This is a genomic window from Hymenobacter mellowenesis (assembly GCF_030581005.1).
Taxonomy (GTDB): domain Bacteria; phylum Bacteroidota; class Bacteroidia; order Cytophagales; family Hymenobacteraceae; genus Hymenobacter; species Hymenobacter mellowenesis.
In genome coordinates this window covers 62,194-75,166 of record NZ_JAUQSX010000004.1, presented here as the reverse complement: position 1 = coordinate 75,166, position 12,973 = coordinate 62,194, and the positions used below count along the sequence as shown (strand labels likewise).

At 62.5% G+C, this 12,973-nt stretch carries 9 protein-coding genes; 2 read left to right on the top strand and 7 right to left on the bottom strand.

Annotated features, from left to right (window positions below):
* Positions 1 to 2 precede the first annotated feature (2 nt).
* A complete protein-coding gene (locus Q5H92_RS08775) occupies positions 3 to 1,364 on the top strand; it encodes a phage integrase SAM-like domain-containing protein (protein ID WP_305011138.1) in 1,362 nt (453 codons plus the stop codon).
* A gap of 180 nt (positions 1,365 to 1,544) precedes the next feature.
* Here Q5H92_RS08775 and Q5H92_RS08770 read toward each other — a convergent pair whose 3' ends face one another.
* From Q5H92_RS08770 to Q5H92_RS08740, 7 genes are all read right to left on the bottom strand, one after another.
* Entirely contained in the window at positions 1,545 to 2,525 is a 981-nt protein-coding gene (locus Q5H92_RS08770) for an aldo/keto reductase (RefSeq protein ID WP_305011137.1), read from the bottom strand.
* Between the two features lie 84 nt (positions 2,526 to 2,609).
* Complete coding sequence (locus tag Q5H92_RS08765; protein WP_305011136.1) at positions 2,610 to 4,952, bottom strand: xanthine dehydrogenase family protein molybdopterin-binding subunit; 2,343 nt, start codon at positions 4,950 to 4,952, stop codon at positions 2,610 to 2,612.
* A gap of 113 nt (positions 4,953 to 5,065) precedes the next feature.
* Positions 5,066 to 6,049, bottom strand: coding sequence for an FAD binding domain-containing protein (locus Q5H92_RS08760; protein WP_305011135.1), 984 nt, complete (start codon positions 6,047 to 6,049; stop codon positions 5,066 to 5,068).
* A 4-nt stretch (positions 6,050 to 6,053) separates the two neighbouring features.
* Positions 6,054 to 6,686, bottom strand: coding sequence for a (2Fe-2S)-binding protein (locus Q5H92_RS08755; RefSeq protein WP_305011134.1), 633 nt, complete (start codon positions 6,684 to 6,686; stop codon positions 6,054 to 6,056).
* Between the two features lie 293 nt (positions 6,687 to 6,979).
* Complete coding sequence (locus Q5H92_RS08750) at positions 6,980 to 7,906, bottom strand: helix-turn-helix domain-containing protein (RefSeq protein ID WP_305011133.1); 927 nt, start codon at positions 7,904 to 7,906, stop codon at positions 6,980 to 6,982.
* A gap of 18 nt (positions 7,907 to 7,924) precedes the next feature.
* The gene (locus Q5H92_RS08745; RefSeq protein ID WP_305011132.1) at positions 7,925 to 8,776 is read right to left on the bottom strand and encodes an aldo/keto reductase; all 852 of its coding nucleotides are present in this window, start codon (positions 8,774 to 8,776) and stop codon (positions 7,925 to 7,927) included.
* A 559-nt stretch (positions 8,777 to 9,335) separates the two neighbouring features.
* On the bottom strand, positions 9,336 to 10,001 hold the full coding sequence (locus Q5H92_RS08740) for a response regulator (RefSeq protein WP_305011131.1): 666 nt from the start codon (positions 9,999 to 10,001) through the stop codon (positions 9,336 to 9,338).
* Positions 10,002 to 10,174: 173 nt separating this feature from the next.
* Here Q5H92_RS08740 and Q5H92_RS08735 point away from each other — a divergent pair, with 173 nt between their 5' ends.
* Positions 10,175 to 12,925: an alpha-L-rhamnosidase-related protein gene (locus Q5H92_RS08735; RefSeq protein WP_305011130.1), complete on the top strand. Its 2,751-nt coding sequence runs from the start codon at positions 10,175 to 10,177 to the stop codon at positions 12,923 to 12,925.
* Positions 12,926 to 12,973: the final 48 nt, after the last annotated feature.

Below are 12,973 nucleotides of genomic sequence, written 5' to 3'. Positions count from 1 at the left end.
CTATGCCAGGCTTTACTTTTCGACAGCTCACCAGCCGGCCGCTGGCGGATGGGCGGTGCCGGGTGGTGCTTGATGTTGCTTGGAGCGAGCAGAAGAAGAAGCTGCGGGCCAAGCTGCCCACCGGCGTCCGGACGTTACCTGTTCACTTCAACGCAGCCGCCAAGCCGGGAAGAATCATTTCCACCCGCGACCCCAATAGCTCGGCCCTGAACGAACGCCTTACCTCCCTCCTCTCCGACGTACAGAAAACCTTCACCCTGGCCGAAACGCTGGGCCAGCCGGTCACGCCCGAGCAGCTGCACGCCCTGGGCAACAAAAAGGAGGAAGCGGCCACCTCAGCGGCGGAAGTGGCACCCTCGGCCGAGCCGACCTTTGCCCAGCTCTACCAGCAGTGGAAAGATGAACACCCGCACTCGACGCCCGACGCCCTGCGCCGGTATCAGCAGGTAGTCGACCATTTGGAACGGTACCACCACGGCATTAAGCTGGCCCAGGTGACGCGCGCCGTGTTCATCAAGTACACCGGCCACCTGCAGGGCTTGGGCCTCAGCGATACAACCGTGGTTCAGCACGTTCGATTTTTGCGAAACTGCTTTCGCATCAGCGAGCTGCATATACCTAGCTGGCTGACTATGCGGGTGCGCTTCGGGCGTGCCGTCACGCTGCAACAGGACGAGCTGGGCGCCCTGCGCCGGGTAGAGCTCGACCCCGTAAGGCAGGGCTACCTTATCCGCGAGCGGGAGCGGCTGCTGTTTCAAACGCAAATGCTGGTGCGCGATTCCGACCTGCGGCGCATCCAACCGCACCACGTCACGGCTGAGCAGTGGCCGGGCCGGGGCACGGTGCTGGTGCTTTCGTTTCACCAAAAGAAAACGGGCGACCAAGTGCGCTTCCCCATGCCGCCACTGGCCGCCAGCATCTGGCAGCGGTGGGAGGGCAAGGTGCCACTCATCAGCCAGCAGAAGCGCAACGAGTACATGAAGGAGCTGGCGCAGCTCGCGGGGCTGGAGCGTGTTTTCGTGCGGGTGCGCTTCAAAAAGGGCGTGCCGGTGGAGGAGCCGCTGCCGTTGTGGCGCGTCATCTCTACCCACACCCCGCGCCACACCGGGGCCGACATGGTGCTGTGGGGCTCCTACGGCGACCAAAACCTAAAGGAGGTGGCGCTGGGCCACTTGGCCGGGGCCAGCGTGTACGGCTACGACACCCTGACGCGATACGGGCCGCTGCTGCTCGACGCCTGGGCCCGGGTGGGTGCAACGGCTGAAAATGCACCCACCGCCGCGCCGGTTCTACCGGGTGTAGTCGGCAACTGCGTGGTGCCACCAATGGCCGTGCGGCCAGTGCTTACCCGATTCGTCGGGTAGGGCTGGCATAGTTCGGCATCCTGCATCTCCACTTTAAACCCCGTTTGCGACAAGCAGGCGGGTTTTTCGGTTTTACCGGCTCAGTAGAAGAGACGGTGCGAGTAGCCCCAAACAGACACGCCCCCGGCTAACGTAGCAGCCAGGGGGCGTGTCTGTTTGGGGCTGAGTGGCGATGCCTGGCTAGCGGTTGATAGCTTGCTGCGACTTCTCGTTGTAGCGGGCGCCCTGGATTTCCACATGGGCCAGGGCCTGCTCAATTCGCTGCAAATCTGCGGGCGTCAGGTGCACCTGGGCCGCGCCGAGGTTTTCTTCGAGGCGGTGCAGCTTGGTGGTGCCGGGAATAGGGGCAATCCAGGGCTTTTGGGCCAGCAGCCAAGCTAGGGCGATTTGCGCGGGCGTGGCCTGCTTGTCGGTGGCAATGGTGCCCAATAGATTCACCAGCGCCTGGTTGGCCTGGCGGGCTTCGGGCGAGAAGCGGGGCACGGTGTTGCGGAAGTCGTTCTTATCGAACTCGGTGTTCTCGTCAATCTTGCCCGTTAAAAAGCCCTTGCCCAGCGGGCTGAAGGGCACGAAGCCGATGCCCAGCTCTTCGAGCGTGGGCAGCACGCTCTGTTCCGGCTCGCGCCACCACAGGGAATACTCGCTCTGCAAGGCCGACAGGGGCTGCACCGCGTGCGCCTGGCGAATGGCGGCCGCGCCCGCTTCCGAGAGCCCGAAGTACTTCACCTTGCCTTCCTGAATGAGGTCTTTCACGGCACCGGCCACGTCGGCCATGGGCACGTTGGGGTCGACGCGGTGCTGGTACAGCAGGTCGATGTAGTCGGTCTTCATACGCCGGAGCGACTGCTCTACGACCTGCCGGATGCGTTCCGGCCGGCTGTCCATGCCTTCGGGCGGGGCGCCGTTTTTGAAGCCGAACTTGGTGGCAATCACCACCTGGCCGCGCACCGATGCCAAGGCCTGGCCCACCATCGTCTCATTGAGCTCGCCATAGGCTTCGGCCGTGTCGAAGAAAGTCACGCCCTGGTCAAAGGCCGCACGGATGAGCTTGATTCCCTCGTCGGGGGCTACCCCGGGGCCCAGGCCGAAGCTCAGGCCCATACAACCCAGGCCAAGGGCCGATACTTCCAGGCCACTAGTGCCTAATTTTCGCTTTTCCATGGTGTGTAATAAAAATGGCTATTGCCTAATCGGCAGAAATAAGACGGCCAGGGCCGTTGTTTAAAAGGAAATTATTGCAGGAAATCAGGCGGGTTGGCGCATGGCGGCCAGCACCTTGTCGGGCGTCATGGGCAGGGAGCGCAGGCGCCGGCCGGTGGCATGGAACACGGCGTTGGCCACGGCGGCCGTCACGCCCACGATGGAGATTTCGCCGATGCCTTTCACGCCCATGGCGTTGACGTGGGGGTCGTGCTCGTCGATGAAATCCACCCGCATGTCCGGGATGTCGGCGTTGACGGGCACGTGGTAGCTGGCCAGGTCGGCGTTGGTGTAGCGGGCCAGGTTGGGGTCGCGCACCGTCTGTTCCATCAGGGCCGCGCCGATACCGAAGATGCTGCCCCCGATGACCTGCGAACGGGCCGTTTTGGGATTCAGAATGCGGCCGGCGCTCATCACACTCACCCAGCGCGCCACGCGCACGGTGCCCAGCTCGGGGTCGACGTGTACTTCGCAGAAGTGCGCGCCGAAGGCGTGCATGGAGTAGCCGGCGGCGGCGTCTTTTTCCTCCTTGTTCATGTTGGCATCGGCGGCCGCGCCGGGCTCTTTGTAGATGCTGCCGTAGCGCCCTTGAGCGGTGCCTTCCACGTCGCTCAGGCTGGCGCGCTTCATCACCTCACCGAAGGCCTCGCCCTTCCCCGGGTCGGCTTTCAGCTGCAGGCGGCCTTTCTCCATCACCACGTCGGCAGCCTTGGCTCCATACAGCGGCGACTTCCGGTCGATAACAGCCATTTTGATGAGTTTCTGCCATACTTCCTGGGCCGCCAGGTACACCGACGAGGAAACGCGCCCCGCTGCCGTGGAGCCACCCGACCACTGCGTGGTGGGCAGGATGGTATCGCCCAGTTCGAAGCGAATGTTCTGGGGCGGCACGCCCAGCGCATCGGCCGCTACCTGGGTGATGATGGTGTAGGTGCCGGTGCCCAGGTCGGTGGCGCCGGCCTGCACCACGGCGCGGCCGTCGGCGTAGAGACGCACCCGGGCGTTGCCCTGCGAGTTGTGTACGGGATAAGAGGCCGTGGCCATGCCGTAGCCCACCAGCAGCTTGCCGTTGCGCGTCTGCCCGTTCCTGGGGTTGCGCTGGCTCCAGCCAAACAGCTCGGCGCCGCGAGCGTAGCACTGCTTCAGACTTTTGCTGGACCACGGATGGCCGTTGGTCGGGTCCTTTTCGGCGTAATTCAGCAGCCGGACCTGAATGGGGTCCAGGCCCAGCTGGTAGGCCAAATCGTCCATGCTGCACTCGATGGCGAACGAGCCGGGCATGTCGCCCGGCGCGCGGGTCGAGGTCGAAGTCATTACGCTGGCCTTGGCCAAGTGGTAGGTCGACTCGAACGCGGGCAGCGCATACAGCATATTGATGATGCGGCTGTTGGTTTCGGCGTAGTCGTCCCACGGCGAAGTGGTGGACGTTTTCTCGTGCACGATGCCCAGCAGCTTGCCCTCTTTAGTGGCGCCGAGGCGCAGGGTTTGCTCCTGCTCCTCGCGGTGGCCCATGCCGGTGAACTGCTGCGGGCGCGTGAGCACCAGCTTCACCGGCCGGCCCACGGCCTTGGCGGCCAGCGGAGCCAATACCACATGGGGCCACACCCAGGCCTTGCAGCCGAAGCCGCCGCCGAGGTACTTGGTCACGACGCGCACCTGCTCGGTGGCCAGGCCCAGCATGGCGGCCAGCGTCTTCTGCGTTTCCGACACGCCCTGCGTGGTGTCGTACACGGTCAGGCGGTCGGGCGCTTCCCAGTGGGCGGTGGTGGCACCCGGCTCCATGGGGTTGTGGTGGTTGGTGGCGTGGTGGTAAGTGGCCGTGAGCTGCACCGGGGCATTGCGGAAGGCCGCCTGAGCGTCGCCGCGCTTGGTGACGCCCTCCGTGCCTTTCACGCTTTTCGGCACGTAGCTCGTCGCCTTGGGGTCCAGGTAGGAGGCGGTGGGCACCTCCGCAGCAATATTCACTTTGAGCAGCGCGGCGGCGTACTGGGCGTGCTCCAGCGTATCGGCCACCACCATGGCTAAGGGTTGCCCAGCGTAGTGCACCTGGTCCGAGGCCATTGGAAAGAAGCTCATCGGCGAGGATGCGAAGGCTTTTTGGTCCTCGGGGTTGTTCGGCGTTTTGGCCAGCTTGGGCAGGTTTTCGTGCGTAAAGATGGCCAGCACGCCCGGCTGCCGCTGGGCCGCGCTGGCATCGATACTGGTCACGCGGCCCTTGGCTACGTCACTGGTGCGAAGCACAGCGTGCACCAGGCCGGGCAGTTGGTTGTACTCGGCTGAGTACTTGGCACGGCCCGTCACTTTTGCCCAGCCGTCGACGCGGCTCAATGGCTGCCCCACCACGCCCGGCGCGGCGTTGGTTTCAAAGAATTGCGGTTCAGTATCCATAAATGAACGTCATGCAGAGCGCAGCGAAGCATCTCGCGTGCAGCAGTAAATCAATCGTTTAACGAGCCGAGCGAGATGCTTCGCTGCGCTCTGCATGACGTTTCACTTGTAGGCTAACCAGCCACTTGCTGCAGGGCGCGCACAAGCGTGTTCTGAGCCAGCTCCACCTTGTAGCGGTTGTGCTCCCGCGGCCGGGCGCCCTGCAGGGCAGCCGCCGCCGCGGCGCGGAAAGTGGCTTCCGTGGCCGGCTGGCCGGTCAGGACTCGTTCGGCCTCGCGGGAACGCCAGGGCTGGGCCCCCACCCCGCCCAGCGCCACGCGGGCCGCGCGAATGGTGCCGCCCTGCACATCCAGCCCCACCGCGGCCGAGGCCAGGGCGTAGGCGTAGCTGCTGCGCTCGCGCACCTTCAGGTAGGTCGAGCGCTGGGCATGCGTGGCCGCGGGAATGGTGATGGCCACAATCAGCTCGCCGGGCTCCAGCACGGTTTCCCGCTGGAGCGTATTTCCGGGCAGCAGGTAGAACTCGGTGAGGGGCACCTGCCGCTGCTTGCCTTTGGCTTTTTCCAGGGTCAGCACCGCATCAAAGGCGGTCAGGGCCACCGACAAGTCGCCCGGGTAGGAGTTGGCAATGCACGAATCACTCACCCCCAAAATGGCCAGGTTGTGGTGGTCGCCGTCCAGGGCGGGGCAGCCGGAGCCGGGCACGCGCTTGTTGCACGGGAAAGCGGCATCGCGGAAATAGCCGCAGCGGGTGCGCTGCAGGATATTGCCCCCGAGGCTGGCCATGTTGCGCAGCTGCGGCGAGGCCGCCAGCAGCAGCGCCTGCGACACGGCCGGGTACTGCTGCACCACCAGCGGATGCTCGCCCACGTCGCTCATGGTTTCCAGTGCCCCGATGCGCAGCCCATCTTTGGTTTGCTCGATGCCTTTGAGGGGCAGCTGGTTGATGTCGACCAGCTGCGGGTGCTCCGCCAGGTGGGCCTTCATCAAATCGAGCAGCGTGGTGCCGCCGGCAATGTAGGCTCCCGCGGGCGTGGCCTTGCGCAGGTCCGTGGCCTCCTTGGCCGTGGCGGCCTGGGTGTAGCTGAAGTCATTCATCGGGTTAGCCTTTGGAGGATTGGCTGGCTACCTCACGCACGGCGGCCAGAATATTGGGGTAGGCGCCGCAGCGGCACAGGTTGCCGCTCATCCATTCGCGGCATTGCGCGTCGGTGGTGGCGTGGCCTTCCTGCACGCAGGCCACGCCCGACATAATCTGGCCGGGCGTGCAGTAGCCGCACTGCAAGCCGTCGTGCTTGATGAAGGCCGCCTGCATGGGGTGTAGCTCGTCGCCCTTGGCCAGGCCTTCGATGGTGGTGATTTCCTTGCCCTGCTGCATCACGGCCAGCGTCAGGCACGAGAGGGTGCGTTTGCCGTTGATGTGCACCGTGCAGGCTCCGCACTGGCCGTGGTCGCAGCCTTTCTTGGTGCCGGTCAAATCCAGCCGCTCCCGGAGCGTGTCGAGCAGCGTCACCCGCGGCTCGACGCGCACGGTGTGGGCCTGGCTATTCACGCGCAGCGTGATGTCGGTGGCCCCCTGGATGACCTTGGAATAAGCCGTGAGCCGCTCGGCTTGGCTCGCCAGCGGCGGGGCCAGGGCCAGGCCCAGAATGCCGCCGCTTTGCTTCAGGAACGAGCGCCGCGAGTTGTCGGCAAGCGGCGGAGTATCGGCGTTGGGGAACAGGTCAGACGACATAGCGAAGGAAATAAAAAGACGAACGTGAACCCACGAAAAGAGAAGCCGGCTACTGGCCACCGTAGGCCGCAGGCATACCGGGTGTGGCTTCGAAAAAGGTGCCTGGAACCCCTGCTAATCCGATAGCAGCCACGGCCCGGCAGGGTATATACTGGCTGGCTGCGTGGTGGTTGCCCCCGCTGCCAGCATTGTTTGAAACCCTAACTAATTGGTTTGAAAAGTATAGCAAGCAGCCCTGCCAATGGCCGGCGCCGGCGGTGCGCGGGGCACCAGGAAGTGAAACACCGCACCCTTTACATGGCTTTGCGGAAAGCCTGCGGGGTGGTGCTCGTGTGCTTTTTGAACAAGCTGTTGAAGTAAGTGGGGTACTCGAAGCCCAGGCTGTAGGCAATTTCGGCCGTGCTCCAGGCGGTGTGGTGCAGCAGGGCCTTGGCTTCGCCGATGATGCGCTCGGCGATGTGCGTAGTGGTAGACTTGCCAGTCACTTCCTTCACCGACCGGTTGAGGTGGTTGACGTGCACGGCCAGCTGCTGGGCAAAGTCCTGGGCCGATTTCAGCGGCAGCGCCTGCTCCGGGCTTTCAATGGGAAACATCCGCTCCAGCAACTCCAGAAACAGGGCCGTGATGCGCGATGACGCATTCTGGTGCTGCACAAAACTGCTCGTCGGCTGCATGCGCAACGCTTCATGAATGAGCAGCTGCAGATAGGTGCGAATCAGGTCGCCCTTGTACAGATAATCGGTGCTCTGCTCGGCCAGAATTTTCTGGAAAATACCCTCGGCGTAGGTCACCTGCTCGGGGCTGAGGTGAAAAATGGGTGTGCCCCCCACCTTGAACAGCGGCGACTGGTTTAGGCTTTCCGACCGGTCGTTCTCCTTCATATACGCCTCGGTGAACAGGCAGGAGTAGCCCTTCAGCCGCGGCTCGTGCAGCTCGATGGAATAGGGAATGTGCGGGTTGGCGAACATCAGGCACGTGCCCTTCAGCTCGATGCTGCGGTCGGCGTAGTGCACGGTGCAGTGGCTGGTCACCAGCGCCACCTTGTAGAAGTCGCGCCGCCGATACGCCAGCCCCGGGTTCACGGCCGTGTCTACCTCGTAGGCCTTGAAGCCTTTGAGCTTCAGCTCCTGGGCACTCACCTTGGCATGGCTATTTACCACCTGGGGCGTCGTAGAAATTGCTTCCGGGTTCATCATCAGGAGGAATAAAGGGCGGGACAAGCGGGCAAAGCGCCGCGACTAATCGTGAATCTTGCGCTCGCCAATCCACTTCACCATGGCGGGGTCGCGGTGGTCGAAGAAGAGGCTGGCCTTGGTGTCGAGCGTTTTAATGGATTCTATGTCCTCCGGGCTCAGCTCGAAATCAAAGATGTTGAAATTTTCGGCCATGCGCTCGGGGCGCACCGACTTCGGGATGGCCACCACGCCGCGCTGCGTGAGCCAGCGCAGCACCACCTGCGCCACCGACTTCTGATACTTGCCGGCGATGCCCTGCAGCAACTCGTTGTGGAACAAGTTGTTCTTGCCCTCGGCAAATGGCCCCCAAGACTCAATCTGCACGTTATTATCCACCATAAACTGCTGCTCCGCCAGCTGCTGGTGGAAGGGGTGGGTTTCTACCTGGTTCACCGCGGGCGCCACCTCGTGGTGCACCATCAGGTCCATCAGGCGGTCGGGGGCAAAGTTGCTCACGCCGATGGCTTTGATGCGGCCTTCCTGATAGAATTCCTCCATGGCCCGCCATGCGCCGTGCACGTCGCCAAAAGGCTGGTGGATAAGATAGAGGTCGAGATAATCGAGCCCCAGCTTCTGCATCGACGTTTCAAACGCCTGCTTGGCGCCCTCGTAGCTGGCGTCCTGCACCCACAGCTTGGTGGTGATGAACAGCTCCTCGCGCGGCACACCGCTGCGCCGGATGGCCTTGCCCACGGCCTCCTCGTTCATGTACGCGGCGGCCGTGTCAATCAGCCGGTAGCCGGCTTTAATGGCTTCAAAAACACTGTTTTCGCATTCGATGGGGTCGGGCACCTGGAAGACGCCAAAACCCAGCAGGGGCATTTTCACCCCATTGTTCAGTTCAACGGTTTGCATGATTTCGTAGGAAGAAAGTTGATTCAACGGACGGTTCCGGCAGCGGCCAATTAGGGTGCGCCGGCCCTTTTACGGCTTGGGTGGCGGCCGCGGCCCTGCCGCTCCGCAATTGCCTGGCAAAGGTCCGGCAGTCAGGATAGGTCAAAAAACGGGAATCAAACGAAAGACTATAAATTTCAAACAGGTTTTAGCGCTGCCCTCGCCATCGGAGCCCACGCAAAACTGCCATTACGGGTCACCCCAGCTCATCCAGGCCCTTCTCTTATTTGGTTGCAAATGCGAAACCAACACCTTGAAGCCAAGCAGAAGCATATCAAGCCAGCTCCTCGCTGAATGGCAAGCCAATACCTCTGCTCATACGCTTGTGATGATGACGATGAGTGCCTCTTGTTTTTTGCACGTGGAGGCGCACCCGGAAGACCAGCGACGGCATTTCCAGCAGCGCACCAAGCAGCTGGACCGGCGGCTTCAGTGGCTTTACTGACTGATGACGCGGCTCATTGGAAAGGCGGGCATGTGCTGGCAGAAGGTCGGTGCAGAGCCCAGGCTTTTTCGTCGGCTATCCGGGCTGGGCCTGCAGAAGCAATCCGTTCTGCACAGCAAATTTGATAAGGGCAGCCGTGTTTTTGGTTTGGGTTTTGGCGATGATGTTCTGGCGGTGGGTTTCCACGGTGCGCTTGCTCATGAACAGCTTATCGGCGATTTTGACATTGGTCAGGCCATCGGCTACGCATTGCAGCACCTGCTGCTCGCGGCTAGTCAGCGCCTCGGTCGCATTGGCGGAGGGCGCCGGCACCGAGGAACCGGAATGAGTCACTTTGTGCAGCATGGCCAGGCCTATTTCGGTGGATAGAAAGCGCCGACCGGCCGCCACGGCGCGCAGGGACGCCACGACCTCGCTGGCGGCGGCATTTTTAAGAATGTAGCCGCGCGCCCCCGCGGCAAACGCCTGGGCCACTGTACACTCGTGCGCCAGCGAGGAAATTACCAGAATGGCCACTGCCGGGAAATCCTCCCGCAGGCGGCAGGCCGTGGCCATGCCATCCAGGCCAGGCATGCTGAGGTCGAGCAGGACAATGTCGGCGGGGGTGGCAGGAAGCTGGTGGAGCAAGGCGTGACCGTCGGCGGCTTCGCCTATCACCTGCAGGTCGGGCTCGGCCGCCAGCACGGCGCGCAGGCCGTTCCGGACCAAAGCGTGGTCATCTACGATGAATAAGCGAGTCATAATTCTGAAATTTAATTAAACATAGTTAATATTTAATCAGTGGAGCCAACATTTTCAGAAGCTTCTGGGCTAAGTGAAAATCTCCGCATTCCGAGCCAAATCCCCGCCCTACTTTCAAGGTGGCCGTTTGTTCCTTTGTACCCACCCTCCCACCCTGTTCGCCCTGATTGCCCGTGAAACTATTTCTCCTATCGGCCAGCCTGTTGGCCTTCCTGCCAATGCTTTCCTGCCAAGCCCCAAAGCCCGCCGCGGGCACTACTGCCAACCAAGTGGCCACACCGGCCCGGCCCGCCAGCGCGGCGCCCGTCTGGCAATCCGATGCTTACACGCTTTACCCCGACCGGGTAGTGCAAGGCCCGTTTGAGGCGCGGGCACTATCGGCTACCGAACTGGTATCGAACTACCACAGCCCGGCCAATGCGTTTCTGAGCCCGCAGGTGGCGTTCAAGTTCAGCATCAACGGCAAGGACAACGAGATGCCTTCCGGCCAGGACCATCAGCTGCTGGCCGTGGCCCGGCCGGGCGGCGAGGCCATCGAAACGCCGCCCATCGTCTTCGGCCAGCGCTACGTGGATGCCACGCCCCGGCCGGCCGATGCCTACCTGGCGCCGAATACGCCGGTCCGCATCCGGCTGGATATGAGGCAGGTGCTAGCGGCCTTCAAAAAGCAGGGCTACTACACCAATTTCAAGGGCGAGAAGCTGTACCAGCAGGATTTTAAGCACGTGTTCGTGGCCGGCTCGGCCGCGCCGCTGAGCTGGGATTTCGACAACCTGGTGAACAAGCCCGACTTGGAAATGAAGGACCCGGACGGCAACGGCATTTACGAAGCCACCCTGACGCTGAACCAGCCGGCCGCCGCCAAAACCACTGCTGGACAGTGGAAACAAAGCATTGACACGGCCGATTTTCCGCAATATTCGTCCGATTACCCGCTGGCCGACGCGCTCTACAACTTAGCGCTGGAAGAGGCCCGCCGCGCCGTGGAACCCGACAGCACTTTCCGCACCGGCAAGGAGTGGGCGGGCGTGTGGACGCGCGACATCAGCTACAGCATCATTCTGGCGCAGGCCGCCTTGCAGCCCAAGGTGGCCATGAACAGCCTGTTGCGCAAGGTGAGCCCGCAGGGTCGCATTATTCAGGACACCGGCACGGGCGGGGCCTACCCGTGCTCGACAGACCGCATCATCTGGGCCACGGCGGCCTGGGAGATTTATAAGGTGACGGGCGACGAGGCCTGGCTGCGGCGCGTGTACCCAATTATCAAAAACTCGATTGCCGACGACGTGCAGAACGCCTACGACCCGGCCACCGGCCTGGTGCGCGGCGAGTCGTCGTTTCTGGACTGGCGTGAGCAAACCTACCCGCGCTGGATGCAGCCGGTGGACATTTACCAATCGGAAAACCTGGGCACCAACGCCGTGCATTACCAAGCCAACGTGGTGCTTTCCTTCATGGCCCAACTCCTGGGCGAGCCGGCCGTGGCCGCGCAACACGAGCAGCGCGCCGAAACCATCAGGCGCGGCATCAACCAACACCTGTGGCAGGCCGAGAAAGGCTACTACGGGCAGTTCCTGCACGGCCGCACGGCGCTGGTGCTTTCGCCCCGCGCCGAGGCCCTGGGCGAAGCCCTGAGCGTATTTTTTGGCGTGGCAGATGCCAAACGGGCGCAGGAAGTGGTGCGCAAAACTCCCACCACGCCCTTCGGCATTCCCTGCATCTACCCGCAGATTCCGGGCATCCCGCCCTACCACAATAACGCCGTGTGGCCGTTCGTGCAGAGTTTTTGGGCGCTGGCTGGCGCCCGGGCCGGCAATGAGCAGTCGGTGCTGGAAAGCATGGCGGCCATCTACCGGCCGGCGGCGCTGTTCCTGACGAACAAGGAAAATTTCGTGGCCGAAAACGGGGACTTTGCCGGCACGCAAATCAATTCCAGCAACATGCTTTGGAGCCTCTCGGGCAGCCTGAGCTTGGTGTATAAAGTGCTTTTTGGAATGCAATGGGGGGCCGACCGGCTGAGGTTCCGGCCCTTCGTGCCGCAGGCATTTCAGGGGAAACGCCGGCTGAGCGGTTTCCGCTACCGCAAGGCGGTGCTGGACATTGAGATGGATGGCTTTGGCAACGAAATCAGCAGCATCACGCTCGACGGGCAGCCGCTGCCCGATGCGTCGGTGCCGGACCGCCTCACGGGCCGCCATACAGTGCGCATTGTGCTGAAGAGCCAGGCGCTGGCCAGCCAGTTCACGCATCCGGCGCGTGTCCATTTTGCGCCTGAAACACCCGTCACCAGCTTTGAAAAGGGTCAGCTCCGCTGGACCAATATCAGCGAGGTGACGGAATACCGGGTGCTGAAAAACGGAGTTTTAGTTGCTACTGCCGATGACCATTTTTATGCTGTGCCGCCTGAGCCGATGGCCGTTTATCAAGTCATCGCCGTCGACAAATACGGGCATGAATCCTTCGCCAGCGAACCTGTCGACGCTGGGACGGCAACTGCTAATCAGCAGGTACAACTCGAAACCACAGTGCCCAAATCATCTCTACCCTACAAAGGCTTCACTGGCAAAGGATTCGTTGAAATTAGCAAAAGCAAAAACACCACCCTCACCATCCCCGTCACCGTGCCCGAAACCGGACTATACGCCGTGGATTTCCGCTACGCCAACGGCAACGGCCCCATCAACACTGAAAACAAGTGCGCCATCCGCACCCTGCGGCGCGGCGCCGAGCAGCTGGGCACGGTGGTGCTGCCGCAGCGCGGCACCGGCGAGTGGAGCAACTGGGGCTTCTCAAACCCTATTCTGGTGCGGCTGGCCAAAGGGACGCACAAGCTTACCCTGGCCTTTGAGCCGGCCAATGAGAACATGAACGGGGCGGTGAACCAAGCCATGCTGGATTATCTGCGGCTGCGGCGGGTGGACTAGGAACTGTACGCTTTGTGTCATCCTGAGCATTCTGCGATTAAAGCAGAA